The organism is Rhizobium sp. BK275 (assembly GCF_014193555.1).
Classification (GTDB): Bacteria; Pseudomonadota; Alphaproteobacteria; order Rhizobiales; family Rhizobiaceae; genus Rhizobium.
In genome coordinates, this window is record NZ_JACHZL010000003.1 from 389,388 (window position 1) to 413,684 (window position 24,297).

At 60.3% G+C, this 24,297-nt stretch carries 25 protein-coding genes; 2 read left to right on the forward strand and 23 right to left on the reverse strand.

Annotation, left to right across the window (positions count from 1 at the left end):
• Window positions 1-303 precede the first annotated feature (303 nt).
• The gene (locus FHT82_RS11825) at window positions 304-765 is read left to right on the forward strand and encodes a DUF5680 domain-containing protein (protein ID WP_183730165.1); all 462 of its coding nucleotides are present in this window, start codon (window positions 304-306) and stop codon (window positions 763-765) included.
• A gap of 3 nt (window positions 766-768) precedes the next feature.
• Here the strand turns inward: FHT82_RS11825 and FHT82_RS11830 are convergent, their stop codons facing one another.
• From FHT82_RS11830 to proS, 3 genes are read right to left on the reverse strand one after another with little or no spacing between them, the layout of a single operon-like run.
• Window positions 769-1,452, reverse strand: a complete 684-nt coding sequence (locus FHT82_RS11830) for an ABC transporter ATP-binding protein (protein ID WP_183730168.1) — start codon at window positions 1,450-1,452, stop codon at window positions 769-771.
• Window positions 1,453-1,507: 55 nt separating this feature from the next.
• A complete protein-coding gene (locus FHT82_RS11835) occupies window positions 1,508-2,812 on the reverse strand; it encodes a lipoprotein-releasing ABC transporter permease subunit (RefSeq protein ID WP_183730171.1) in 1,305 nt (434 codons plus the stop codon).
• Between the two features lie 16 nt (window positions 2,813-2,828).
• Window positions 2,829-4,151 carry a proline--tRNA ligase gene (gene proS / locus FHT82_RS11840; protein ID WP_183730174.1) on the reverse strand — a complete coding sequence of 441 codons (1,323 nt, stop codon included), beginning with the start codon at window positions 4,149-4,151 and terminating at the stop codon, window positions 2,829-2,831.
• Between proS and FHT82_RS11845 the strand changes: the two genes are divergently transcribed.
• Entirely contained in the window at window positions 4,150-4,428 is a 279-nt protein-coding gene (locus FHT82_RS11845; protein WP_246698114.1) for a hypothetical protein, read from the forward strand. The two genes, proS and FHT82_RS11845, sit on opposite strands and share 2 nt — an antisense overlap.
• Before the next feature lie 312 nt (window positions 4,429-4,740).
• Here the strand turns inward: FHT82_RS11845 and FHT82_RS11850 are convergent, their stop codons facing one another.
• The 20 genes from FHT82_RS11850 to FHT82_RS11945 all read right to left on the reverse strand — a co-directional run bounded on the left by FHT82_RS11850 (window position 4,741) and on the right by FHT82_RS11945 (window position 24,290).
• The gene (locus FHT82_RS11850; RefSeq protein ID WP_183730177.1) at window positions 4,741-5,016 is read right to left on the reverse strand and encodes a DUF1467 family protein; all 276 of its coding nucleotides are present in this window, start codon (window positions 5,014-5,016) and stop codon (window positions 4,741-4,743) included.
• Window positions 5,017-5,233: 217 nt separating this feature from the next.
• Window positions 5,234-5,638, reverse strand: coding sequence for a methylmalonyl-CoA epimerase (mce, locus tag FHT82_RS11855; protein ID WP_183730180.1), 405 nt, complete (start codon window positions 5,636-5,638; stop codon window positions 5,234-5,236).
• A 3-nt stretch (window positions 5,639-5,641) separates the two neighbouring features.
• On the reverse strand, window positions 5,642-7,312 hold the full coding sequence (locus FHT82_RS11860; RefSeq protein WP_183730183.1) for a ribonuclease J: 1,671 nt from the start codon (window positions 7,310-7,312) through the stop codon (window positions 5,642-5,644).
• Window positions 7,313-7,329: 17 nt separating this feature from the next.
• Window positions 7,330-8,094, reverse strand: coding sequence for a biotin--[acetyl-CoA-carboxylase] ligase (locus FHT82_RS11865; protein ID WP_183730186.1), 765 nt, complete (start codon window positions 8,092-8,094; stop codon window positions 7,330-7,332).
• Window positions 8,094-9,539 (reverse strand): NADH-quinone oxidoreductase subunit NuoN, encoded by a 1,446-nt coding sequence (gene nuoN, locus FHT82_RS11870; RefSeq protein ID WP_183730189.1) that lies wholly within the window; start codon window positions 9,537-9,539, stop codon window positions 8,094-8,096. The genes FHT82_RS11865 and nuoN overlap by 1 nt, the downstream gene beginning before the upstream one ends.
• Window positions 9,540-9,553: 14 nt before the next feature.
• Complete coding sequence (locus tag FHT82_RS11875; RefSeq protein WP_183730192.1) at window positions 9,554-11,065, reverse strand: NADH-quinone oxidoreductase subunit M; 1,512 nt, start codon at window positions 11,063-11,065, stop codon at window positions 9,554-9,556.
• Window positions 11,065-13,062 carry an NADH-quinone oxidoreductase subunit L gene (gene nuoL, locus FHT82_RS11880; RefSeq protein WP_183730195.1) on the reverse strand — a complete coding sequence of 666 codons (1,998 nt, stop codon included), beginning with the start codon at window positions 13,060-13,062 and terminating at the stop codon, window positions 11,065-11,067. The genes FHT82_RS11875 and nuoL overlap by 1 nt, the downstream gene beginning before the upstream one ends.
• 7 nt (window positions 13,063-13,069) lie before the next feature.
• The gene (gene nuoK / locus FHT82_RS11885; protein ID WP_183730199.1) at window positions 13,070-13,378 is read right to left on the reverse strand and encodes an NADH-quinone oxidoreductase subunit NuoK; all 309 of its coding nucleotides are present in this window, start codon (window positions 13,376-13,378) and stop codon (window positions 13,070-13,072) included.
• Window positions 13,379-13,403: 25 nt separating this feature from the next.
• Window positions 13,404-14,021, reverse strand: coding sequence for an NADH-quinone oxidoreductase subunit J (locus FHT82_RS11890; protein WP_183730201.1), 618 nt, complete (start codon window positions 14,019-14,021; stop codon window positions 13,404-13,406).
• 142 nt (window positions 14,022-14,163) lie between these two features.
• The gene (gene nuoI / locus FHT82_RS11895; RefSeq protein ID WP_183730204.1) at window positions 14,164-14,655 is read right to left on the reverse strand and encodes an NADH-quinone oxidoreductase subunit NuoI; all 492 of its coding nucleotides are present in this window, start codon (window positions 14,653-14,655) and stop codon (window positions 14,164-14,166) included.
• A gap of 36 nt (window positions 14,656-14,691) precedes the next feature.
• A complete protein-coding gene (gene nuoH / locus FHT82_RS11900; protein ID WP_183730207.1) occupies window positions 14,692-15,738 on the reverse strand; it encodes an NADH-quinone oxidoreductase subunit NuoH in 1,047 nt (348 codons plus the stop codon).
• Between the two features lie 12 nt (window positions 15,739-15,750).
• The gene (nuoG, locus tag FHT82_RS11905; protein ID WP_183730210.1) at window positions 15,751-17,832 is read right to left on the reverse strand and encodes an NADH-quinone oxidoreductase subunit NuoG; all 2,082 of its coding nucleotides are present in this window, start codon (window positions 17,830-17,832) and stop codon (window positions 15,751-15,753) included.
• A 224-nt stretch (window positions 17,833-18,056) separates the two neighbouring features.
• The gene (locus FHT82_RS11910; RefSeq protein ID WP_183730213.1) at window positions 18,057-18,719 is read right to left on the reverse strand and encodes a 5' DNA nuclease; all 663 of its coding nucleotides are present in this window, start codon (window positions 18,717-18,719) and stop codon (window positions 18,057-18,059) included.
• A 4-nt stretch (window positions 18,720-18,723) separates the two neighbouring features.
• A complete protein-coding gene (gene nuoF / locus FHT82_RS11915) occupies window positions 18,724-20,028 on the reverse strand; it encodes an NADH-quinone oxidoreductase subunit NuoF (RefSeq protein WP_183730216.1) in 1,305 nt (434 codons plus the stop codon).
• A gap of 12 nt (window positions 20,029-20,040) precedes the next feature.
• Window positions 20,041-21,183: an NADH-quinone oxidoreductase subunit E gene (locus FHT82_RS11920; protein ID WP_183730219.1), complete on the reverse strand. Its 1,143-nt coding sequence runs from the start codon at window positions 21,181-21,183 to the stop codon at window positions 20,041-20,043.
• 16 nt (window positions 21,184-21,199) lie between these two features.
• Complete coding sequence (locus tag FHT82_RS11925) at window positions 21,200-21,472, reverse strand: hypothetical protein (RefSeq protein WP_183730222.1); 273 nt, start codon at window positions 21,470-21,472, stop codon at window positions 21,200-21,202.
• Entirely contained in the window at window positions 21,472-22,662 is a 1,191-nt protein-coding gene (locus FHT82_RS11930; protein WP_183730224.1) for an NADH-quinone oxidoreductase subunit D, read from the reverse strand. The genes FHT82_RS11925 and FHT82_RS11930 overlap by 1 nt, the downstream gene beginning before the upstream one ends.
• Window positions 22,663-22,728: 66 nt before the next feature.
• Window positions 22,729-23,331, reverse strand: a complete 603-nt coding sequence (locus FHT82_RS11935) for an NADH-quinone oxidoreductase subunit C (protein ID WP_183730227.1) — start codon at window positions 23,329-23,331, stop codon at window positions 22,729-22,731.
• 18 nt (window positions 23,332-23,349) lie between these two features.
• A complete protein-coding gene (locus FHT82_RS11940; RefSeq protein WP_112544560.1) occupies window positions 23,350-23,934 on the reverse strand; it encodes an NADH-quinone oxidoreductase subunit B in 585 nt (194 codons plus the stop codon).
• Window positions 23,925-24,290, reverse strand: coding sequence for an NADH-quinone oxidoreductase subunit A (locus FHT82_RS11945; RefSeq protein WP_008521906.1), 366 nt, complete (start codon window positions 24,288-24,290; stop codon window positions 23,925-23,927). Before FHT82_RS11945 ends, FHT82_RS11940 begins: the two co-directional genes overlap by 10 nt.
• Between the last annotated feature and the right edge of the window lie 7 nt (window positions 24,291-24,297).

Genomic DNA, 24,297 nt, shown 5'->3' on the forward strand with positions numbered 1-24,297 from the left:
TTCCAACTGCCTCAATGAAGAGTGCGCATTGTCGGCATTGAAGGCGATTCTGTCCAGAAAAAGTCCCGCTGCGGGATCGCACGGCTGCCATGCGATCCCCTGAATTCTTACATTGCCATGACGATCAGCGAGAAGCTGGCAATGAACATTGCGATGGAGGTGAATGCTGCGATATCACGGATCATGTCAGTCATTTGGCTCTCCTTTGCTCTTATGTTTTTACTTTGTTCCATGTATGTTCTATTGTCAACAGGATTACCCCCCGTTTCCGCAGGACATGGTTAACATCGGAGCATCTGGGCGATGGACACGCAGGAACTCAACGGCTTCATCGTCGAAGCCAAATCGCAGACCTATGTCGCCGGAGCGAAGGCGCAACCGTCCTACCGGATCGGCGCCCATGACATCGGCTACAAGCGCGGCATCTGGCGCTATCTCGACAGCTATTTCGGCGGCATGGATTTCGCAGGTCAGGAGGTGGTGTGGCTGGAAGAAAAGCCGGTCTGGGCGATGAACTACTTTGGGCGGATCATCGAGCCCGGGATCATCGACGGGACTGTCGCAGGCACCATCATCAGCGCGGCGCTGTCACAGCTCTACAAGCAGGGCCGCTTCCTCGGAGGCATGATCTTCGATCATTCGCTGGGGCGTTATGTCGATACGAGCGAAGGCGACTGCACGCATTTCCGTGGTCACGAATTCATTCTCGTGGATGGTCAAAAGGCCTATGAACTCGATTATCGCGGCGGGCTGATTATCCCCTGATAATCAGAAATCCACGACCTTGCCGTCTGATATCGTCACGCGCCGGTCCATGCGCCGGGCAAGCTCGTGATTATGTGTGGCGATCAGCGCGGCAAGACCGGACTGGCGCACCAGGGCCTCCAGAGCGTCGAAGACATAGCTGGCGGTTTCAGGGTCGAGATTGCCGGTCGGCTCGTCGGCCAGAAGCAGGCTCGGTGCATTGGCAACGGCGCGAGCGATTGCCACACGCTGCTGCTCGCCGCCGGAAAGCTCGCCCGGGCGATGCGTACCGCGGTGGCCGATGCGCATATAATCCAGAAGCATCTTTGCCCGCTCGCTCGCTTCCTTCCATGAGAGGCCGGCGATGAGCTGCGGCATCATGATGTTCTCCTGCGCCGAGAATTCCGGCAGCAGGTGATGGAACTGATAAACAAAGCCGATCTCACCGCGGCGGATGGCCGTGCGCTTGTCATCGGAGAGGCCGTCACAGGGGCGACCGTTGACCGTCACCTCGCCGCCATCAGGATGTTCGAGCAGGCCTGCAACATGCAAAAGCGTCGACTTGCCGGTGCCCGATGGAGCCACCAGCGCCACCATTTCACCGCTCGTCAGCGAGAAATCGGCGCCCTTGAGGATGGTCAGCAGCGTTTCGCCCTGCCCGTAATGGCGCTCGACGCCCGAAAGCTTGAGAACGACGTTGCGTTTCATGAATGCGGCATTCCTTGGATTTGGCCTTGGATCATGCATGACCTTGGATCCCGGCCTATTCGTAACGGAGGGCCTGGACGGGGTCGAGGCGGGAGGCGCGCCAGGCGGGGAAGATCGTCGCGATGAAGGAGAGCGTCAGCGCCATGATGACGACGGAAACCGTTTCGCTCACATCCATTTCCGCCGGCAACTGGCTCAGGAAATAGAGCTGCGGATCGAAGAGCACCGTGCCCGACACCCAGGAGAAGAACTGGCGGATGGACTCGATGTTGATGCAGACGAACACGCCGAGCAGCACGCCGGCGATCGTGCCGACAATACCTATCGCAGCCCCCGTCATGAAGAAGATGCGCATGATGGCGCCGGAGCTTGCGCCCATGGTGCGCAGGATCGCGATATCGCTGCCCTTGTCCTTCACCAGCATGATGAGGCCGGAGATGATGTTGAGCGCGGCGACGAGCACGATCAGCGTCAGGATCATGAACATGACATTGCGCTCGACCTGCAGGGCGGAGAAGAAGGTCTGGTTGCGCTGGCGCCAATCGGTGATTAGGATCTGCCGGCCGGCCGCCTCCTCGACCTTGGGTCTCAGATTATCGATGTCGTCAGGGTTGTTGACGAAGAGTTCGATCGACTGCACCAGCCCGTCGGCATTGAAATAGAGCTGCGATTCCTCCAGCGGCATGTAGATGATCGAGGCATCGTATTCCGACATGCCAATTTCGAAGAGGCCGGAAATCTTGTAGGATTTGATGCGTGGATTGACGCCCATCGGCGTCACGTCACCTTCCGGTGATGTCAGCGTAATCAGGTCGCCCGCCCGCAGTCCCAGCTGATCGGCCATGCGGCTTCCGACCAGAACGCCGTCGCCCGCGGCAAAACCCACCATATCGCCGGACTTGATGTTATCAGAAACCGTCTTGAGCTTGGTCAGGTCTTCGGCCCGTGTGCCGCGCACGAGCGCGCCAGTGCTGCCGCCCGTCTGCGAAGAGGCCAACACTTGGCCTTCCACCAATGGCAGTGCCATCTTAATGCCGGGCACCGCTTCGAATTTCTTCACAAGGTCGGCATAATCGGTGAAGGGGCCATCGACCGGCTGAATGATCATGTGGCCGTTAATGCCGAGAATGCGGGAGACGAGCTCCGTGCGGAACCCGTTCATGACGGCCATGACGATGATCAGCGTCGCAACGCCCAGCATGATGCCGACAAAGGAGAAGCCGGCAATGACCGAAATGAAGGCCTCCTTGCGGCGGGCGCGCAGATAGCGCCACGCCACAAGGCGTTCGAAGGTGGAGAATGGCTTGCCAGCCGGACCCAAGCCGGATTTTGAACTCCGGTCCACTGCTGCCTCTGCCATTTCGCCTCCGTCTTTCTTAAGCCACGAACCTGTTGATCGCCGCCTCAATGGTCATCGTTTCGCGGGCGCCGGTCTTGCGGTCCTTCACTTCCACTTCGCCGTTCGCGACCGCGCGCGGACCGGCGATGATCTGGTACGGCACGCCGATCAGATCGGCGGTCGCAAACTTGGTACCCGCGCGATCGTCCGTGTCGTCATAGAGCACGTCCTTGCCCGCCTTGGTCAGCGCCGCGTAAATCAGCTCGCAGGTACCGTCGCAGGCTTCGTCGCCGGCCTTCATGTTGATAACAACGACATCGAAGGGCGCGACCGACTCCGGCCAGATGATTCCGTTCTCATCATGCGATGCTTCGATGATGGCGGGAACAAGGCGTGTCGGGCCGATGCCATAGGAACCCATGTGAACGAAGTGTTCCTTGCCATCCGGACCCTGCACCTTCGCGCCCATCGGCTCGGAATACTTCGTACCGAAGTAGAAAATATGACCGACTTCGATGCCGCGCGCAGAAAGACGCTCGCCTTCCGGAATGGCGTTAAAGGCCGCCTCGTCGTGCATTTCCGAAGTCGCGGCATAAAGCGACGTCCACTTGTCGAAAATCCCCTTCAGACCGTCGACGCTGTCGAAATCCGTGTTTTCCGCGGGGATATCGAAGTTGACGAAATCCTTGTGGCAGAAAACCTCGGACTCGCCGGTATCGGCAAGGATGATGAATTCGTGGCTGAGATTGCCGCCAATCGGGCCGGTATCGGCGCGCATCGGAATGGCGCGCAGGCCGAGACGATCGAAGGTGCGCAGGTAGGCGGTGAACATCTTGTTGTAGGAATGTTCCGCACCTTCGCGTGTCAGATCGAAGGAATAGGCATCCTTCATCATGAATTCGCGCGAGCGCATGGTGCCGAAGCGCGGACGGATCTCGTCACGGAATTTCAGCTGAATGTGATAGAGATTGAGCGGCAGGTCCTTGTAGGACTTGACCGAAGAACGGAAGATATCCGTGATCATTTCTTCGTTGGTCGGGCCATAGAGCATCGGACGATCCTGGCGGTCCTTGATGCGCAGCATCTCCTTGCCGTAAGCGTCATAGCGGCCGCTCTCCTGCCAGAGCTCGGCCGACTGGAGCGTCGGCATCGAAAGCTCGATGGCGCCCGCGCGGTTCTGCTCTTCGCGGATGATATTGTTGACCTTGTCCAGCACCTTCTTGCCCAGCGGCAGCCAGGAATAGATGCCCTGCGACTGCTGGCGGATCATGCCGGCACGCAGCATCAGCCGATGGGAGACGATTTCCGCCTCCTTGGGATTTTCCTTGAGGATGGGTATGAAGAAGCGGGACAGACGCATGGCGGATTCCGGTACAGTTGAGACGCCGCTTACCCAAGCGGAATCGACGGTCTTTGATAAAGATGGGAGCGTTCATAGCCGCTTCGCGGCAGGAAAGAAACCCGCGACCGACGCGAGCAGCCTCCCGCAGACGCATGTTAGCGCCCATAAATTCAGCAGGCGCGAAAAAGCGCGTATTTATAAGGACTTGAAGGTAAATCTTGTCAACAGAAAAATTTTGCGTGAGTGTAGCAAAAATGCAAAAAAAGCTGATGACAAAGCACAATCTTTGGGCTAGTTTTAGCTCACAAAACAGGCAAGAAGGTTAAATTCTTGCCGAATTCGCGGTCAAGTCTTGGGAGGATCAGATCTTAGGCGCGCTTGTCGCTGCCCCGGTAACGGTTAAGGATCACGCGATACTTAAAACAAGGCTTTCAGCCTTGTTTTTTTTTGCTTTTTCGGCTCCCAGCTGTCCTGAAAATCAAGCCATCTTACGTTAGGTGAGTCCGCTTTCCGTTACGCAAGCTCTTTGCCTCACTTGCGTGACGTGCATATGACAGTTTTTCGCGGTTGCGTTTACATTTGCTCAAAGTTTGAGCAAAAGACATCCCTAATAGAAGCTAGGCCCTATTTGTGGAAGTGCGTCGAAGCCGAAGCCGAAATAAGTCGAGCAGACGTACCAGATGCCGTAAATGGCGCCGGAGACGAGCGTCGTCAGAGAGAAGACGAAAAGCGGACGAAAGCGCGTCGGCGCGCTCGGAACCGTGCCAAGCACGATGTCATTGTCCTCCGCCTGCGTGCGCAGGCCGATCGGCAGGACAGCAAAAAGCGTGATCCACCAAATGATGAAGTAGACTGCGAATCCCTGGAGGAAGGCCTGAAACATGTTGGTTCCCGTCGATATGCGCCTTACAGCATCGGGCTTTCCGAAAATCGGAATCGATTTTCGGAAAGCCCGATGCGTCGATTCAAAGAGGTAGAGCGTCCTTAGTGCGTCCGAATGGACGCACGGCGCTCCAGCGCTTCGTTTTGCGTGCTTATAAGCGGGAATGCTGGCCAATTCAAAGGCTGTAGATAATTTAGGTCACTCTGCCGCAGCGCGATCAGACCTGCTCCAGCTCAATGAGCGTCCCGAAGAAATCCTTCGGATGAAGGAAAAGCACTGGCTTGCCATGAGCACCGATCTTTGGCTCGCCGTTGCCAAGCACTCTCGCTCCTGACGCCGTAAGCCGGTCTCGGGCGGCGAGGATATCCTCGACCTCGTAGCAGATGTGGTGCATGCCGCCGGCAGGGTTCTTCTCGAGGAAGGCTGCAATCGGCGAGGCGTTACCGAGCGGCTCCAGTAACTCCACCTTGGTATTCGGCAGTTCCACGAAGACGACCGTGACACCATGCTCCGGCAGCGCCTGAGGCTCTGAGACCACGGCGCCCAGCGTGTCACGATAGCTTGCGGTCGCAGCAGCAAGATCGGGCACGGCGATGGCGATATGGTTCACCCGGCCGAGCATCGTTCAGACCCTGGTGATGAAAACGGTGACGACGGGCTTCTTGCCCCAGATGTGATTGGCGGCAGCGCGCACGGCGCGGCGCACGGCCTCCTGTACCATGTCGATATCCTTCCGGCGGGCGCGCGGAATACTCTCAAACGCACCGATCGCGGCGTCGAACAACCCATCTTCCATATCTTCGCCTTCGTCATCATAGGCCGGCAGGCCGATCGCGACGAGATCGGGCTCGCCGATGATGTCGTAGCGGCCGTCGAGCACGATGCTCACGGCAACATGGCCGACATAGGCAAGTTTCTTGCGCTCGCCGATACCCATCTCATCAAAATCACCGATCAGCGACCCATCCTTGTAGATGCGGCCATGCGGCGCCTCGTCGATCACCTCGGCCGGCCCCGGCGCGAGCCGCAGCACGTCGCCGTTGCGCACACGCGGCACGGTCGCGATACCGGACTGTTCGGCAAGCTCCTTGTGGGCCGTCAGATGCGTCGCCTCGCCATGCACGGGCACGACGATCTTCGGCCGTGTCCATTCGTACATCTTCTGCAGCTCGTTGCGGCGCGGATGGCCAGAGACATGCACCAGCGCCTCTGTATCAGTGATGATGTGAACGCCCTGCTCCACGAGGCCATTCTTGATATCCTGGATCGCCTTCTCGTTGCCGGGGATGGCACGCGAGGAGAAGACGACGATATCGCCGGCGGTGAACGCCACATTGCGCATCTCGTCACGGGAAAGCTTGGCAAGGGCAGCACGCGGTTCGCCCTGGCTGCCGGTGAGAATGACCACGACCTTGTCGCGCGGAATGAAACCGTAATCCTCCTCGGAGATGAACGGCTTAATGCCCTCCATCAGTCCGATGTCCTGAGCGACATCGCACACGCGCTTCAGCGAGCTTCCGAGCAGCAGCACTTCGCGGCCCGCAGCTTCTGCGGCTTCGGCGACAGTGCGGATACGGCCGACATTCGAGGAGAAGGTGGTGATGGCCACGCGTCCCTCGGCATCTTCGATGATCTTGCGCAGGCTCTCCGAGACATCCTTCTCCGAGGGCGAAACGCCATCGCGCAGCGCATTCGTGGAGTCGCAGAGCAGTGCCAGCACGCCTTCATCGCCAAGCTGGCGGAAACGCGTCTCGTCGGTCAGAGGTCCAAGCGATGGCTCGTGATCGATCTTCCAGTCGCCGGTGTGGATGACATTGCCGAGCGGCGTGCGGATCATCAGCGACATCGGTTCGGGGATGGAGTGATTGACGGCAACACCTTCGATGCTGAAGGGACCGACATTGATCGTATCGCCCGCCTTGAAAATCGTCACCGGCACTTCGCCGATCGCATCCTTCTCGAAATTGCGCTTGGCTTCCAGCAGGCCGGCGGTGAAGGGCGAGGCGTAGACTGGAACATTCAGTCCCGGCCAGAGGTCGGCGAGCGCACCGTAGTGATCCTCATGGGCGTGGGTGATGATGATCGCCTTGAGGTTCTTGCGCTCATTGGCGAGGAAGCGGATATCCGGCAGGACGAGATCGACGCCCGGTAAATCCGGCCCCGGAAAGGTAACGCCGCAATCCACCATGATCCACTGGCGATGATCCGCCGGGCCGTAACCGTACAGCGCGAGATTCATGCCGATCTCGCCGACGCCGCCCAGGGGCAGGAATACCAGTTCGTCCTGTTTCGCCATAATGTCTATTTTTTCCACTATCCAAAGAATACATCGCCGGCCGCAATCGGCATCATCCTGCCTGTGCCGGTATCGAGCATCAACAGGCCATTATCATCTATCCCGGCGAAATATCCGGAAATCGACCGGTCGGGCAGATTCACGGTTATCTTTTCGCCAATACCACAGGCGACGGCACGCCACCGCGCCGTGATCTCGGCAATACCCTGTCCTTCATTCCAGATATCCAACACGTCGGCCATCGAGGCGAAGAGGTGGGCGAAGAGCTCTTCGGGCGAAGCTGCACTTCCCTGATCGCGCAGGCAGGTGACGGGATAGATAGGATTGTCGGGCATGACCGACACATTGATGCCGATGCCGATCACGACAGCGTGACGGCCATCCGCCAGCCGTTCGCCTTCCACGAGGATGCCGCAGGTTTTCTTGCGACCGATCAGGATATCGTTCGGCCACTTCACCTCCAGCGGCTCGGCGCCGGGCGGCAGCACACTGCGGACCGCCTTATGCACGGCGACCGCGATTGCCAGCGGCAGGGAGGCAAGGCGCTCCATCGGCGCCGGATCGATGAGCAGAAGGGAAGCGTAGAGATTGCCGCGCTCCGAAACCCAGGGACGGCCCCGGCGGCCCCGGCCGCCGGTCTGTCTTTCAGCGGTCACCCAGAGCAGGCCGCCGTCCCCTGCCCGAGCCCGGGCAAGGCATTCCGTGTTGGTCGACGACGTATCCGACAAGGCCTCGTGCCTGATATCGCCGAGCGATATCCGGCGCCGCTTGTCGAAAGGCATCAGAACAGCGTTGCCGCGGCGAGTTCGGCCGCGCCGCCGATCGGGCCGCCGATGAGAACATAAGCGGCGACGAAGAGACCGGAGAGACCGAAGACGAGACGCAGCGAACCGGAGACGCGAGCGAATTCGCCGGTCGCGTCATCGAACCACATCAGCTTGATGACGCGCAGATAGTAGTAGGCGCCGACGACAGAAGCCAGAACACCGATGACGGCAAGCGCATAGAGCTTTGCCTCGATGGCGGCGACGAAGACGAAGTACTTCGCGAAGAAGCCTGCAAGCGGCGGGATACCGGCAAGTGAGAACATCAGCGCGGTCAGCACCACGGCCATGAAGGGGTTCGTCGTCGACAGGCCGGCGAGATCGCTGACGTTTTCGACAACCGTGCCGTCCTTGCGGCGCATCGACATGATGATCGCGAAGGAGCCGAGGGTCATGACCATGTAGATCGCCATGTAGAGCATGACGCCGGTGACGCCCGTCTGATTGCCGGCCGCAAGGCCGACCAGCGCGTAGCCCATGTGACCGATCGACGAATAGGCCATCAGTCGCTTGATGTTCTTCTGGCCGATCGCCGCAAACGAGCCGAGCAGCATGGAGGCGATCGAGATGAAGACGATGACCTGCTGCCAGTCGGTCAATACCGGCTGGAACGCGCTGATGACGATACGGGTCATCATCGCCATGGCGGCAACCTTCGGTGCGCTTGCGAGGAAGGCGGTGACCGGGGTCGGCGCGCCTTCATAAACGTCCGGCGTCCACATGTGGAAGGGAACGGCCGAGATCTTGAAGGCGATGCCGGCGAGGATGAAGACGAGGCCGAAGACCAGACCGAGCGAGCGTGCTCCTTCGACCGTGAGCGCCTGGGCAACCTCGGCGAAGTGCGTGTGGCCGGTGAAGCCGTAGACCAGCGACATGCCGTAGAGCAGCATGCCCGACGACAGGGCGCCGAGCACGAAATACTTCAGGCCGGCTTCGGTCGACTTCAGGCTATCGCGGTTGATCGCAGCGATGACGTAGATCGCCAGCGACTGCAGCTCGAGGCCGAGATAGAGCGCGATCAGGTCGTTAGCCGAGATCATCAGCATGATACCGAGTGTGCACAGCACCAGGAGAACCGGGAACTCGAACTTGTCGAGCTGGTTTTCTCTGGCGAGACCCATCGACATGAACAGCGCAACGAAGGATCCGATCAGCGCCAGCACCTTCATGAAGCGTGCGAAGCCGTCAGCGAGATAAACCCCGCCATAGGCAAGGCCGTCGCCAGGGATGAAGATCAGCCAGAGGCCGGAGATGGCGATCACGATCATCGCCAGCGTGCTGACGAGCGGCCCGGATCGCTCGCCCGCGAAGACGCCGATCATGAGCAGCACGAGGGCACCGATCGCGAGGATGATTTCCGGCGCGGACAGGTACAGGCTCAGGGAGATTGTTTCAGCAGTCATGTCCTAAAGTCCCGTCATTTCATCGACAGCGCAACATTCTGCGCTGCCTGCACTGCGGCCGAATAGCTGTTGATCAGATGGTCTACGGAAGCTGCGGTCGCATCGAAGACCGGAGCCGGATAGACGCCAAAGAAGATGGTGATCGCGATCATCGGGTAGAGGATGACCTGTTCACGCGGCGAAAGGTCGAGCAGGGCCTTCAGCTTTTCCTTCTCCAGCGCGCCGAAGATCACCCGGCGATAGAGCCAGAGCGCATAGGCGGCCGAGAGGATGACGCCGGTGGCTGCAAAAAGCGCAACCCAGGTATTGGCTCGGAAGACGCCGATCAGGGTCAGGAATTCGCCGATGAAGCCCGAAGTACCCGGCAGGCCGACGTTCGCCATAGTGAAGACCATGAAGGCAACGGCATATTTCGGCATGTTGTTGACCAGACCGCCGTAAGCCGCGATCTCGCGGGTGTGGGTGCGGTCATAGACGACGCCGACGCAGAGGAAGAGAGCGGCCGAAACGATACCATGCGACAGCATCTGGAAGATCGAACCCTGCAGACCCTGTGCATTGGCCGCGAAGACGCCCATCGTCACGTAGCCCATGTGGGCAACCGAAGAATAGGCGATCAACTTCTTCATGTCGTCCTGCATCATCGCAACCAGCGAGGTGTAGATGATAGCGATCACGGACATGGCGAAGACGAGCGGCGCGAAATAGTCCGATGCGACCGGGAACATGCCGATCGAGAAGCGGATCAGACCGTAGCCGCCGAGCTTCAGGAGCACGCCCGCCAGGATGACGGAACCGGCCGTCGGCGCCTGGACGTGCGCGTCCGGGAGCCAGGTGTGGACCGGCCACATCGGCATCTTCACCGCGAAGGAGGCGAAGAAGGCCAGCCACAGCCAGGTCTGCATCGCCGGCGGGAACTTGTAGTCCAGAAGCTGGGCGATATCGGTCGTGCCGGCCTGCCAGTACATGGCCATGATGGCGAGCAGCATCAGCACCGAGCCGAGCAGTGTATAGAGGAAGAACTTGTAGCTCGCATAGACGCGGCTCGCACCACCCCAGACACCGATGATGAGGAACATCGGAATGAGGCCGCCTTCGAAGAAGACGTAGAAGAGAACGATATCGAGCGAAACGAAGACACCGACCATCATCACTTCGAGGACGAGGAAGGCAATCATGTATTCCTTCACACGCTTCTCGATCGAGAGCCAGCTTGCAAGCACGCAGAAAGGCATCAGGAAGGTCGTGAGGATGATGAACAGCATGGAGATGCCGTCGACGCCGACATGATAGCCGATGCCGGTGCCGAGCCAGCTATGCTGCTCGATCATCTGGAAGCCCGGATTGGCGTTGTCGAAGCCGATCCAGATGAAGAGCGACAGGATGAAGGTGAAGACCGTGGTGATCAAAGAGATCCACAGCACGTTCTTGCGGCCATTCTCGGTTTCGCCGTTCATCAGCAACAGGAGCACCACGCCGACGAGCGGCAGGAAGGTGACCGTTGAAAGAATAGGCCAATCGGTCATCAGAAGGAACTCCCGAGCATCATCCAGGTAACGAGCGCCGCAACGCCGATCAGCATCGCGAAGGCATAGTGATAGAGATAGCCGGTCTGCAGGCGCACGACGCGGTCGGTCACGTTGACCACGCGGGCAGCGACGCCGTTCGGACCGTAGGCATCGATGACGCCGACGTCACCCTTCTTCCACAGGAAGTTGCCAAGCGCCTTGGCAGTGCGGACGAAGAGGAAGTCGTAGAGTTCATCGAAGTACCACTTGTTGAGCAGGAACTGGTAGAGAACACGGTGCTGCTGAGCGAGCTTGCGCGGCGTCGAGGGCGACCGGATGTACATGTACCAGGCGGTCACGAAGCCGAGCAGCATGGCGATGAAGGGGCTGAGGCCGACCCATGCCGGAACGTGATGGAATTCTTCCACCAGTTCGTTTTCGGCGCCGGTGAAGAGCGCGCCCTTCCAGAACTCGGCATATTCTTCGCCGTAGAAGCGGCCTTCGAAGAGCACGCCGGCAAAAACTGCACCGATGGCGAGGAGGTAGAGCGGCACCAGCATGACCTGCGGCGACTCGTGGACATGATGCATGACCTCATGCGAAGCGCGCGGCTTGCCGTAGAAGGTCATGAAGATCAGGCGCCAGGAATAGAAGCTCGTGAAGAGAGCGGCAACGACCAGCAGCGTGAAGGCGAAGCCTGCAACCGGCGAATGCGACGCATAAGCAGCCTCGATGATGACATCCTTCGAGAAGAAGCCTGCAAAGCCGACCGGGGTGAAGGGAATGCCGACACCGGTGATCGCCAGCGTGCCGATGATCATCATCCAGAACGTCATCTTGATGTGCGGACGCAGCCCGCCCATGTAGCGCATGTCCTGCTCGCCATCGACGGCGTGAATGACCGAACCGGCGCAGAGGAAGAGCAGAGCCTTGAAGAAGGCGTGCGTGAAGAGGTGGAAGATTGCCGCGCCATAGGCACCGACACCGAGAGCGACGAACATGTAGCCGAGCTGCGAGCAGGTCGAATAAGCGATGACGCGCTTGATGTCGTTCTGCACGAGACCGACGGTCGCCGCGAAGAAGGCGGTGATCGCACCGATGATCGTAACGACCACGAGCGCATCCGGCGAGTGTTCGAAGATCGGCGACATGCGGGCGACGAGGAAGACGCCGGCGGTCACCATGGTTGCGGCATGGATGAGTGCGGAAACCGGCGTCGGGCCTTCCATGGCGTCCGGCAGCCAGGTGTGCAGCAGGAACTGTGCCGACTTACCCATCGCGCCCATGAAGAGCAGCAGGCAGGCGCCGGTCAGCGCATGCGCCTTGTCGAGATGCATGCCGAAGAGGTTCAGGACGACTTCGCCGGCTTCACCGCCGCCTTCCGCCGGAGCGAAGGTCGCAGCATTGGCGAAGATCGTATCGAGATTGATCGAGCCGAACAGCACGAAGACGCTGGCGATACCGAGCACGAAGCCGAAGTCGCCGACGCGGTTGACGATGAAGGCCTTTATTGCAGCCGCCGATGCCGAGGGCTTCTTGTACCAGAAGCCGATCAGCAGATACGAGGCCAGACCCACACCTTCCCAGCCGAAGAACATCTGGGCGAGGTTGTCGGAGGTCACCAGCATGAGCATGGCGAAGGTGAAGAGCGACAGATAGGCGAAGAAGCGCGGGCGGTGCGGATCGGTGTGCATGTAACCGATCGAGTAGATGTGCACCAGAGTCGAGACCGTGTTGACGACGATCAGCATGACCGAGGTCAGCGTATCGACACGCAGCGACCAGGACACGTCGATCCCGCCGGACTGGATCCAGCGCAGAACCTCGACCTTGATAGCGCCCTCGGGATGACCGAGCGCGACCGTGAAGAAGACGACCCAGGACAGAACTGCGGCGACGATCATCAGGCCGCTGGTGACATATTCCGACGCCTTGGCGCCGATCGCGCGGCCGAAGAGGCCGGCGATGATCGCGCCGATCAGGGGAAGGAAGACGATAGCCTTATAGAGGAACATGAGCCGCTCAGCCCTTCATCATATTGACGTCTTCGACCGCGATCGAACCGCGGTTGCGGTAGAAGACAACGAGAATTGCAAGACCGATCGCCGCTTCGGCAGCAGCAACGGTCAGAATGAACAGTGCGAACACCTGGCCGACGATGTCGTTCAGGAACGACGAGAAGGCGACCATGTTGATGTTGACCGACAGCAGAATCAATTCGACCGACATCAGGATGACGATGACGTTCTTCCGGTTCAGGAAGATGCCGAAGATGCCGATCGTGAAGAGGATGGCGCTAACCGTGAGATAGTGGGAAAGTCCGATGACCATGTTCTTTGTTCCTTGACCTCTCGGTTCAGTTCACGCCCTGGCCCGGCTTGACCTTGACCACCTCGACGGCAGTCGCGGGCGTGCGGGCAACTTGGCGGGAAATATTCTGCCGCTTGATGTTGGTGCGATGCCTCAGCGTCAGCACGATCGCGCCGATCATGGCGACCAGCAGGACCAGACCGGCGATCTGGAAGAAGTAGACGTAATTCGTGTAGAGCACGTCGCCGAGCGCGGCCGTATTGGTGCGCTCTGTGAGAGCCGGAATCGGCATGGCGACCGTCTTGGCGACCTCCGGCGAGATCACGCTGCCGCCGACGACGACGATGAGCTCAGCAGCGAGGATGAGGCCGATCAGCGCGCCGATCGGCGCATATTCGAGAACACCGGCGCGAAGCTCAGTGAAGTCGATGTCGAGCATCATCACCACGAAGAGGAAGAGAACCGCAACCGCGCCGACATAGACGACGAGCAGGATCATCGCCAGGAATTCGGCACCCAGCAGCAGGAAGAGACCGGCTGCATTGAAGAACACCAGGATCAGGAACAGAACCGAGTGAACCGGGTTCTTCGCCCAGATGACCATGAACGCCGACGCTATCGCGACAAAGGCGAAAAGATAGAAAAATAGAGCCTGCAGACCCATGTTGGTGCCTTTTTCATCTTCCCCCGGGCAGCCGGGAGTTTCCCTGCCCGATAGGACCTCGCACAGCCTTCGCCGGCAAAGCCCCGGTGCATGTTGACCGCGGCAGGCAAGAGCGCCCTCTCCGCGGCATTTCAAATCTCAATCAGCGGTACGGCGCGTCGATCGCAATGTTACGGGCGATTTCACGCTCCCACCGGTCGCCGTTTTCGAGCAGCCGCTGCTTGTCGAAGTAGAGCTCTTCACGGGTCTCGGTGGCGAATTCGAAATTCGGGCCTTCGACGATCGCATCGACCGGGCATGCCTCCTGGCAGAAGCCGCAATAGATGCACTTCACCATGTCGATGTCGTAACGCACCGTGCGGCGCGTGCCATCGTTGCGGCGCGGGCCGGCTTCGATGGTGATCGCCTGAGCGGGACAGATCGCTTCGCACAGCTTGCAGGCGATGCAACGCTCTTCGCCGTTCGGATAACGGCGCAGCGCATGTTCGCCGCGGAAGCGCGGGCTGACCGGCCCCTTTTCGAAGGGGTAGTTGATCGTCGCCTTCTGCTTGAAGAAGTAGCGCATCGACAGGAAGAAGGCGCCGACGAATTCCTTGAGGAAAAGCGAGTTGATGGAGGCGGACAGGCTTCCCATCTTATTCTCCAATTTTGCCGGAAACGAGGTTGGACATCAGCCGGCCCATCCCGTCAGTTTCAGCACGAATGCAACGATGACGACCATGGCGAGCGACAGCGGAAGGAAGACCTTCCAGCCGAGACGCATGAGTTGGTCGTAGCGGTAACGCGGCACGAAAGCCTTGACCATGGCGAACATGAAGAACACCAGGCACGCCTTCAGCATGAACCAGATGATGCCGGGCACCCAGTTGATGAGCCAGAAGTCGACCGGCGGCAGCCAGCCACCGAGGAAGAGGATCGTCGTCAGCGAGCACATCAGGACGACGGCCGCATATTCGCCGAGCATGAACATCATGTACGGAGCAGAGCCGTATTCGACCATGAAGCCGGCGACGAGTTCCGATTCGGCTTCCGGAAGGTCGAAGGGCGGGCGATTCGTCTCGGCGAGCGCCGAAATGAAGAAGACGATGAACATCGGGAACAGCGACAGCCAGTGCCAGTCGAGGAACGATGCCGGCAGGCCGAGCATGGTGCCAAGGCCCGTATGCTGCGCATTGACGATATCGGTCAGGTTCAGCGAACCGACGCAGAGGAGTACCGTGACGATGACGAAGCCGATCGAAACCTCATAGGACACCATCTGCGCTGCCGAGCGCAGCGCGCCGAGAAACGGATACTTCGAGTTCGAAGCCCAGCCGCCCATGATGATGCCGTAGACCTCGAGCGACGAGATCGCGAAGATATACAGAATACCGACATTGATGTTGGCAATCACCCAGCCGTCGGCGAGCGGCACGACCGCCCAGGTCGACAGCGCCAGAAGCACGGTGACCAGCGGAGCCAGCAGGAAGACCGCCTTGTTGGCGCCGGCCGGAATAACCGGCTCCTTGAAGACGAATTTCAGAAGGTCGGCGAAGGACTGGAACAGGCCGAAGGGACCGACGACATTCGGGCCGCGGCGAAGCTGGACGGCAGCCCAGATCTTGCGGTCGGCAAGCAGGACGTAAGCGATGAAGACCAGCAGGCAGACGAGCAGCAGCAGCGACTGACCGATCATGATGATCGCCGGCCAGACATAGGTCGAGAAGAAAGAATCCATGAGTTCCTGCCCTTACTCTGCCGCGACTTTGAAATTGTTGCGGGCCAATGCCGAGCACTCGGCCATGACAGCCGAGGCGCGCGCTATCGGGTTCGTCAAATAGAAGTCTTTGACCGGCGACGCAAACCCGGATTTGTTCATCTTGCCGGCTTTTTTCGCCAGTGCGGCAATTTGGGCGCTGTTACCTTCGGCGATCTCGTCGACAGCCGCAAAATGCGGGAATGCCGCATAGAGCTTGCCGCGCAATTCGCCGAGGGAATCAAAGGGGAGCTTCTTGCCGAGCACGTCGGAAAGGGCGCGAATGATCGCCCAGTCTTCGCGGGCGTCGCCCGGTGCGAAGCCGGCGCGGCTGCCGATCTGGACGCGGCCTTCGGTGTTGACCCAGGTGCCGGACTTTTCCGTATAGGCGGCAGCCGGCAGGATGACGTCGGCACCATGTGCGCCGTTATCGCCATGCGAGCCGATGTAGACCGTGAACTTCGCGGTCTTGGCTGCGAGGTCGAACTCATCGGCACCGAGCAGGAAGAGCACGTCCATGGCCTTCAGCATTTCGGCAGCGTTGACGCCCTTGGCGCCTGGCACGAAGCCGAGATCGAGGCCGCCGACGCGGGAAGCCGCAGTGTGCAGAACGGCAAAGCCGTTCCAGCCATCGGCGATCGCGCCGACATTGACGGCGAGCTTGGCGGCTGTTGCGAGAACGCCTGCGCCATCGGTACGGGTCAGAGCACCCTGGCCGATGATGATCATTGGCTTGGACGCCTTGGAAAGAACCTCTGCGAAGGCGTGGCCGCCGTCGAGAATGTCCTTCAACGTGTCCGGACCAGCACCGAGGTAATCATACTTGTAGCGCATTTCGCCACCCTCACCAATCACGCCGATCGGGAAGCCGCCGCGACGGTAACGCTTGCGGATACGGGCGTTGAGGATTGCAGCCTCGAAGCGCGGGTTCGCGCCGATGATGAGCAGCGCGTCAGCCTGTTCGATGCCCGCAATGGTCGGGTTGAAGAGGTAGCTTGCGCGGCCGAGCGACGGATCAAGTGCCGCCCCATCCTGGCGACAGTCGAGGTTCTCGGAACCGAGCGACTTCACCAATTCGGAGAGTGCGTACATTTCTTCGACCGAAGCGAGGTCACCGGCGATCGCACCGATCTTGTCGCCCGATGTCGCAGAAACGGCTGCCTTGATGGCGCCGAAGGCTTCGCCCCAGGTCGCCGGCTGCAGACGGCCGCCCTTGCGGACATAGGGCCGGTCGAGGCGCTGCGTCTTCAGGCCGTCCCATACGTGGCGGGTCTTGTCCGAAATCCACTCTTCGTTCACGGCTTCATTGACGCGCGGCAGAATGCGCATGACTTCGCGGCCACGCGTATCGACACGGATCGCGGAGCCGACGGCGTCCATGACGTCGATCGATTCGGTCTTGTTCAGTTCCCACGGACGAGCCGTGAAAGCGAAGGGCTTGGAGGTCAAAGCGCCGACCGGGCAGAGATCGACGACGTTGCCCTGCAGCTCGGACGTCATGGCCTGCTCGAGATAGGTGGTGATTTCGGCGTCTTCGCCGCGGCCGATCAGGCCGAGTTCGGAGATGCCGGCGACCTCAGTCGTGAAACGGACGCAGCGCGTGCAGTGAATGCAGCGGTTCATGACCGTCTTGACGAGCGGGCCGATATACTTGTCCTCGACCGCGCGCTTGTCTTCCTGATAGCGCGACGTGTCGATGCCGAAGGCCATGGCCTGGTCCTGCAGGTCGCATTCGCCACCCTGATCGCAGATCGGGCAATCGAGCGGATGGTTGATCAGCAGGAATTCCATCACGCCTTCGCGGGCCTTCTTGACCATCGGCGTGTTGGTGAAGACTTCGGGCAGTTCGCCGTTCGGGCCGCCGCGGATATCGCGCACGCCCATGGCGCAGGAAGCCTGCGGCTTCGGCGGGCCGCCCTTGACCTCGACGAGGCACATGCGGCAGTTGCCGGCAACCGACAGACGCTCATGGAAGCAGAAGCGCGGAACTTCAGCACCGGCTTCTTCGCATGCCTGAAGCAGCGTGAAATGATCCGGAACTTCGATCTCGTTACCGTCAATCCTCAGTTTTGCCATCGTCACTCAGTCCTGTTTCCCATTCGCCGGGTACCGGCAAACAAACCTATTTTTGCAACATCCATATTGCCAAGGCGGTTATTTCATCCGTCCTGGCGCTGGTATTGCCCAAATTTTCTTTCGCTGGTTCCGAGACCCGGAACCCGCCAGCGGCATTGCGACCCGGAGCCCCTGCCCCGTCGGTCGATCCGCCATTCCTCCAGCCATCGCATTCGGCCGGAAATCTACTTCTTCCTGCGTCCCCGCGTCGCCAGCACCTTGGCCTGGCCGACCCAGTCGTCGCGCAAGATACGGCCGTCAACGCCGAGTTCGGCATCCAGGTTCGCAATCTCAGCATCGCTCCATGCCGCGATATCGGCGAAGGTGCGGATGTCCCTTCCGTTTAGCACCTGCTCCAGCTTCGGACCGATGCCGGCGATCAGCTTGAGGTCGTCAGCCTTCCTGGACCTTGCGGCCGGCTTGGCCTTGGCAGCCGCCGCAGGCTTGGCACTCTTCTCGGCCGGGGCCTTGGTGGAAACCACGGTCAGCTTCGGCTTTGCCGCCTTGCGAACCGGCTCGGTCTTTTCAGCCGGCCGGCGGATATTCTCCGGACGGACATCCATCTCCGGCGCGTCTTCATCTGGCGGCGTTTCGTCGAGTGCTGCGGCTGCCATGTTCGCCGTTTCGAGCGCACCCTGCAGCACGCCGAAGAAGGCGCCAGCCATCTGTGTGGAGAGGCCGAAACCGATCGCCGTCGCAGCGGCAAATGCCGCAGCCGGATGGGCCATCAGCGGATGAATAGGCATGGCGCGCGCATTTTCCAGCATGCCGGCAGCAAGACGGCCGAAGTCAGCCGCGAAATCAGCTGCCCCTTCCCTCACCTTGCTGTCGGACGTGCTGGTCGTCATGCGCTTACTCCGCCGCCTCCAGAACCGCGCCGTGATCGAGGGCATTGGCCGTGTACTGGTCGATGCGGGCTTCGATTTCCGGACGGAAGTTACGGATCAGACCCTGCACCGGCCATGCGGCGGCATCGCCGAGCGCACAGATGGTGTGGCCTTCGATCTGCTTGGTGACCTGGAACAGCATGTCGATTTCGCGCTTCTGCGCGTTGCCGCGCGCCATACGCTCCATCACGCGCCACATCCAGCCCGTGCCCTCGCGGCACGGCGTGCACTGGCCGCAGCTCTCATGCTTGAAGAAGGCCGAGATGCGGGCAATCGCCTTGATGACGTCGGTGGACTTGTCCATGACGATCGAGGCAGCCGTACCGAAGGAGGACCCGACGGCGCGCAGGCCGTCGAAGTCCATCGGGCAGTCCATGATGTCCTTGGCCGGAACGATCGGGCAGGATGCGCCGCCCGGAATGACGGCAAGCAGGTTGTCCCAGCCGCCGCGGATACCGCCGGCATGCTTGTCCACCAGCTCGCGGAAGGTGATGCCCATTTCTTCTTCGACGGTGCACGGCTTGTTGACGTGACCAGAAAGCATGAACAGCTTGGTGCCGACATTGTTTGGACGGCCGATGGACGAGAACCAGCCGGCGCCACGACGCAGGATGGTCGGAGCAACGGCGATCGATTCGACGTTGTTGACCGTCGTCGGGCAGCCATAGAGGCCCATGTTTGCCGGGAATGGCGGCTTCAGGCGCGGCTGGCCCTTCTTGCCCTCGAGGCTTTCGAGCAGCGCGGTTTCTTCACCGCAGATATAAGCGCCGGCGCCATGATGGACATAGATGTCCATGTCCCAGCCGAGCTTGTTGTTCTTGCCGAGAAGGCCGGCATCGTAGCATTCATCGATTGCCGCCTGCAGGGCTTCGCGCTCGCGGATATATTCGCCGCGCACATAGATATAGGCAGCGTTCGCACCCATGGCGAAACTTGCGATCACGCAGCCTTCGATCAGCGTGTGCGGATCGTTGCGCATGATGTCGCGGTCCTTGCAGGTGCCGGGCTCCGATTCGTCGGCATTGACGACGAGGTAATGCGGACGGCCGTCGCTCTGCTTCGGCATGAAGGACCACTTGAGACCGGTTGGGAAGCCTGCGCCGCCACGGCCGCGAAGGCCGGATGCCTTCATCTCGTCGATGATCCAGTCGCGGCCCTTTTCGAGGATCTGTTTGGTGCCATCCCAATGGCCGCGGCTCATCGCGCCTTTCAGGGATTTGTCCTTGAGGCCGTAGATGTTGGTAAAGATGCGGTCTTTATCTTGCAGCATGTCTCACACCTCTTACCGCGGCTTCTTGCCGAAGACCTTGATATATTCCGCTTCGCCGCCCTTGGCGAGCGCCTTGGCCTGTTTGACCCAGTCGTCGCGCTCAATGCGGCCGCGGAAATTCAGGAAGCTATCGACCCATTCGCGTTCGGCCTTCTTCCAGCCCGCGATCTGCGCGAAGGTGAAGATGCCGATTTCATGTAACGTCGCTTCGATCTTCGGACCGACGCCGGAGATCATCTTGAGATCATCGGGAGCAGCGGGCTTTTCGATGCCGGCCGGACGATTCTTGTCGGTCAGCGACGGCTTTGCGGTGGTTTCAGCAGCAGTCGCCTTCGGCGCCGGCTCGGAAGCGGCAGTGCCAGACAGCGGCTGAACTTCGGCAGCCTTCGCATTCTTGGCCGATGCCTTGGGCGAGGTTGCCGGCGTCTTCAGCGAGGCGTTGGTCTCGGCATCGGTGCTCTTCGGGCGAGCGGCCTCGGAAGGCGGAACCGGCGCACCGTCGGCAGCAGCCGGGGCTTTGCCAGCCCGGGTGCGGGTCACAGTAACGTCGTCGAGAAGCGTCGTCGGGCCGCCCTCGGGCGAGGACAGGTGACGGTCGATCTGCGGACCGACCTTGACGCTGGTGCCGTTGCCGGCAGCAAACGTATCGATGATCTCTTCCAGGCGTTCCGGCGTCAGGTCCTCATAGGTGTCCTTGCCGATCATCACCATCGGAGCGTTGACGCAGGCCCCGAGACATTCGACCTCTTCCCAGGACAACGTGCCTTCAGCGTTGCGTTCGAACGGGTGCTGGTGGATCTTGCTGCGGCAGACGCCCATCAGCTTTTCCGAACCGCGCAGCATACACGGTGTCGTGCCGCAGACCTGCACGTGAGCGCGGGTGCCGACCGGATGCAGCTGGAACTGGGTGTAGAAGGTCGCGACTTCGAGAACACGGATATAGGCCATGTCCAGCATGTCGGCGATCTTTTCGATCGCCGGGCGGGTGACCCAACCATCCTGCTCCTGCGCACGCATCAACAGCGGAATGACCGCGGACTGCTGACGGCCTGCGGGATATTTCTGAATCGTCTTTTCCGCCCAGACCGCGTTTTCATCGCTGAAAGCGAATGCGGCCGGCTGGAATTGATCTTCGGCTAATCGACGAACGGACATTCTTCCTCACGCCTTGTCAGTTTAGCGTTCCACACCGCGAAGCAGTCAGAGACTGCATTTCACAGGCATAGGCCGACTGGTCTTTTTGCATAAATACCACAAACTTGCCGCCGTTCGGCACGGCGGCCTTGATTTGATAGCCCTTGGACAAAAGGTCGCCCATGGACGATTGCTCTGCCGGCGGCTGCGCTTCCTCGTGGCCCAGCGGCGTGCCGAGCTTTCCGGCTTCCTGCGCAAAGGCAGCGGAAGCCGAAAGAAGGAGTGCTGCTGCAAGCGACAGAGCCTGCATTACCGGTCCACCTCGCCGAACACGATGTCGAGCGAGCCGAGAACGGCCGCGACGTCGGCAAGCTGGTGACCACGGCACATGAAGTCCATCGCCTGCAGATGCGCATAACCCGGAGCACGAATCTTGCAGCGATAGGGCTTGTTGGTGCCGTCGGAAACGAGATAGACGCCGAACTCACCCTTCGGCGCTTCGACGGCAGCGTAAACCTCGCCGGCGGGAACGTGATAGCCTTCAGTGTAGAGCTTGAAGTGGTGGATCAGCGCTTCCATCGAACGCTTCATCTCGCCACGCTTCGGCGGAACGACCTTGCCGTCGATCGAGGAGAACGGTCCCGTCTTGGCATCACCGAGCAGGCGGTTCACGCACTGCTTCATGATCTTCACGGATTCGCGCATCTCGATCATGCGGATCAGGTAGCGATCGTAGTTGTCGCCGTTCTTGCCGACCGGAATGTCGAACTCGAGATCCGAATAGCATTCATAGGGCTGCGCGCGGCGCAGGTCCCAGGCCGCGCCCGAACCGCGCACCATGACGCCCGAGAACCCCCAGGCCCAGCAATCTTCCAGCGAGACGACGCCGATATCGACGTTACGCTGCTTGAAGATGCGGTTGCCGGTCAGAAGGTCGTCGATATCGTCGAGCTTGCCGGGGAATTCGTCGCACCATTTGCCGATATCCTGCACGAGCTGTTCCGGCAGGTCCTGGTGAACGCCGCCCGGACGGAAGTAAGCGGCATGCATGCGGGAGCCGCTGGCGCGCTCATAGAACACCATCAGCTTTTCGCGCTCTTCGAAGCCCCAGAGCGGCGGCGTCAGCGCACCGACGTCCATAGCCTGCGTGGTGACGTTCAGCAGATGCGACAGGATACGGCCGATTTCCGAATAAAGGACACGGATGAGCTGGCCGCGAATCGGGATTTCCAGGCCGATCAATTTCTCGACGGCCAGCGCATAGGCATGCTCCTGGTTCATCGGCGCCACGTAGTCGAGGCGATCGAAATAGGGAACGGCCTGCAGGTAGGTCTTGGTTTCAATCAGCTTTTCGGTCCCGCGGTGCAGCAGGCCGATATGCGGATCGACGCGCTCCACGATTTCGCCATCAAGCTCCAGCACAAGACGCAGAACGCCGTGCGCTGCCGGATGCTGCGGCCCGAAATTGATGTTGAAGTTACGGACGTTATGTTCGGTCATGGCGATGGGCTCGCTTTTTCGGGTAGTCAGTGAACGGCGGGCAAAAACCCGCCACACGCCTCAAACTTACTGCTTCGCCTTTTCGTCGCCCGGCAGCACGTATTCCGTGCCTTCCCAGGGGGACAAGAAATCGAAATTGCGGAATTCCTGCTTCAGCTCGACAGGCTCGTAAACGACGCGCTTTGCCGCATCGTCGTAGCGAACCTCGACGAAACCGGTCGTCGGGAAATCCTTGCGCAGCGGATGCCCCTCGAAACCGTAGTCGGTCAGGATGCGGCGCAGGTCCGGATGGCCGGTGAAAAGCACGCCGTACATGTCCCAGGTCTCGCGTTCGAACCAGTCGGCGCCCGGATAGACGGCGCAGGCGGACGGAACCGGCGTATCTTCGTCGGTCGCCAGCTTCACGCGGATGCGCAAGTTCTTCTTCGGAGACAGAAGATGATAGACGACGTCGAAGCGCAGTTCGCGCTGCGGCCAGTCGACGCCGCAAATATCCGTCAGGTTGACGAAACCGCACTTGGCGTCGTCGCGCAAGAAGGTCAGCAGCGGGATCAGATTGTCGCCGGTCGTCGTCAGCGTCAGCTCGCCATATTTGAGCTGCGAGGCAGCAATCAGATTGCCGCGCGCCTCCGAAAGGTACGACGAAAGCTCAGTGAGGGCTTCGCTCATAATGTCCAGTCCTTGCCCTTAGCGTTCGATCGTGCCGGTGCGGCGGATCTTCTTCTGCAGCAAAAGCACGCCATAAAGCAGCGCCTCTGCCGTGGGGGGACAGCCCGGCACGTAGATGTCGATCGGCACGACGCGGTCGCAACCACGAACAACCGAATAGGAATAGTGATAGTAGCCGCCACCGTTGGCGCAGGAGCCCATCGAGATGACGTAACGCGGTTCCGGCATCTGGTCGTAGACCTTGCGGAGAGCGGGCGCCATCTTGTTGGTCAGCGTGCCGGCGACGATCATGACGTCGGACTGGCGCGGCGAGGCGCGCGGCGCGAAACCGAAGCGCTCGACGTCGTAACGCGGCATGGAGAGCTGCATCATCTCGACGGCGCAGCAGGCAAGACCGAAGGTCATCCACATCAGCGAGCCGGTACGAGCCCAGTTGATCAGCTCATCGGTCGAGGTAACGAGAAAACCCTTGTCGGCGAGTTCGTTGTTGATCTCGCCGAAGAACGCGTCGTTGCTGCCGATCGGCTTACCGGTCGAGGGATCGATGATCCCCTTCGGCTGCGGCGCGACGAGCGTCTGATTGCCAGCGGGGGCTACTCCCATTCCAGGGCTCCCTTCTTCCATTCATAGATAAAGCCGATGGTCAGCACGAGGAGGAAGACCATCATGGACCAGAAGCCGAACCAGCCGATGGCGCCGAAGGAGACGGCCCACGGAAAGAGAAAGGCGACCTCAAGGTCGAAGATGATGAAGAGAATCGACACGAGGTAGAAGCGGATGTCGAACTTCATGCGGGCGTCGTCGAATGCGTTGAAGCCGCATTCGTAAGCCGAGAGCTTTTCCGAATCGGGCGCCTTGAAGGCAACGGCAAACGGCGCAATGAGCAGCGCCAGGCCGATGACGAGCGCGATACCGATGAAAATAGCGATCGGAATATAGGAACTGAGCAGTTCAGTCATCATGTTC

Coding starts and splice junctions, on each gene's coding strand:
- FHT82_RS11825 (WP_183730165.1), top strand. CDS start 304: ATGGACACGCAGGAACTCAACGGCTTCATCGTCGAAGCCAAATCGCAG.
- FHT82_RS11830 (WP_183730168.1), bottom strand. CDS start 1,452: ATGAAACGCAACGTCGTTCTCAAGCTTTCGGGCGTCGAGCGCCATTAC.
- FHT82_RS11835 (WP_183730171.1), bottom strand. CDS start 2,812: ATGGCAGAGGCAGCAGTGGACCGGAGTTCAAAATCCGGCTTGGGTCCG.
- FHT82_RS11845 (WP_246698114.1), top strand. CDS start 4,150: ATGGCGGATTCCGGTACAGTTGAGACGCCGCTTACCCAAGCGGAATCG.
- proS (WP_183730174.1), bottom strand. CDS start 4,151: ATGCGTCTGTCCCGCTTCTTCATACCCATCCTCAAGGAAAATCCCAAG.
- FHT82_RS11850 (WP_183730177.1), bottom strand. CDS start 5,016: ATGTTTCAGGCCTTCCTCCAGGGATTCGCAGTCTACTTCATCATTTGG.
- mce (WP_183730180.1), bottom strand. CDS start 5,638: ATGCTCGGCCGGGTGAACCATATCGCCATCGCCGTGCCCGATCTTGCT.
- FHT82_RS11860 (WP_183730183.1), bottom strand. CDS start 7,312: ATGGCGAAACAGGACGAACTGGTATTCCTGCCCCTGGGCGGCGTCGGC.
- FHT82_RS11865 (WP_183730186.1), bottom strand. CDS start 8,094: ATGCCTTTCGACAAGCGGCGCCGGATATCGCTCGGCGATATCAGGCAC.
- nuoN (WP_183730189.1), bottom strand. CDS start 9,539: ATGACTGCTGAAACAATCTCCCTGAGCCTGTACCTGTCCGCGCCGGAA.
- FHT82_RS11875 (WP_183730192.1), bottom strand. CDS start 11,065: ATGACCGATTGGCCTATTCTTTCAACGGTCACCTTCCTGCCGCTCGTC.
- nuoL (WP_183730195.1), bottom strand. CDS start 13,062: ATGTTCCTCTATAAGGCTATCGTCTTCCTTCCCCTGATCGGCGCGATC.
- nuoK (WP_183730199.1), bottom strand. CDS start 13,378: ATGGTCATCGGACTTTCCCACTATCTCACGGTTAGCGCCATCCTCTTC.
- FHT82_RS11890 (WP_183730201.1), bottom strand. CDS start 14,021: ATGGGTCTGCAGGCTCTATTTTTCTATCTTTTCGCCTTTGTCGCGATA.
- nuoI (WP_183730204.1), bottom strand. CDS start 14,655: ATGGGAAGCCTGTCCGCCTCCATCAACTCGCTTTTCCTCAAGGAATTC.
- nuoH (WP_183730207.1), bottom strand. CDS start 15,738: ATGGATTCTTTCTTCTCGACCTATGTCTGGCCGGCGATCATCATGATC.
- nuoG (WP_183730210.1), bottom strand. CDS start 17,832: ATGGCAAAACTGAGGATTGACGGTAACGAGATCGAAGTTCCGGATCAT.
- FHT82_RS11910 (WP_183730213.1), bottom strand. CDS start 18,719: ATGACGACCAGCACGTCCGACAGCAAGGTGAGGGAAGGGGCAGCTGAT.
- nuoF (WP_183730216.1), bottom strand. CDS start 20,028: ATGCTGCAAGATAAAGACCGCATCTTTACCAACATCTACGGCCTCAAG.
- FHT82_RS11920 (WP_183730219.1), bottom strand. CDS start 21,183: ATGTCCGTTCGTCGATTAGCCGAAGATCAATTCCAGCCGGCCGCATTC.
- FHT82_RS11925 (WP_183730222.1), bottom strand. CDS start 21,472: ATGCAGGCTCTGTCGCTTGCAGCAGCACTCCTTCTTTCGGCTTCCGCT.
- FHT82_RS11930 (WP_183730224.1), bottom strand. CDS start 22,662: ATGACCGAACATAACGTCCGTAACTTCAACATCAATTTCGGGCCGCAG.
- FHT82_RS11935 (WP_183730227.1), bottom strand. CDS start 23,331: ATGAGCGAAGCCCTCACTGAGCTTTCGTCGTACCTTTCGGAGGCGCGC.
- FHT82_RS11940 (WP_112544560.1), bottom strand. CDS start 23,934: ATGGGAGTAGCCCCCGCTGGCAATCAGACGCTCGTCGCGCCGCAGCCG.
- FHT82_RS11945 (WP_008521906.1), bottom strand. CDS start 24,290: ATGACTGAACTGCTCAGTTCCTATATTCCGATCGCTATTTTCATCGGT.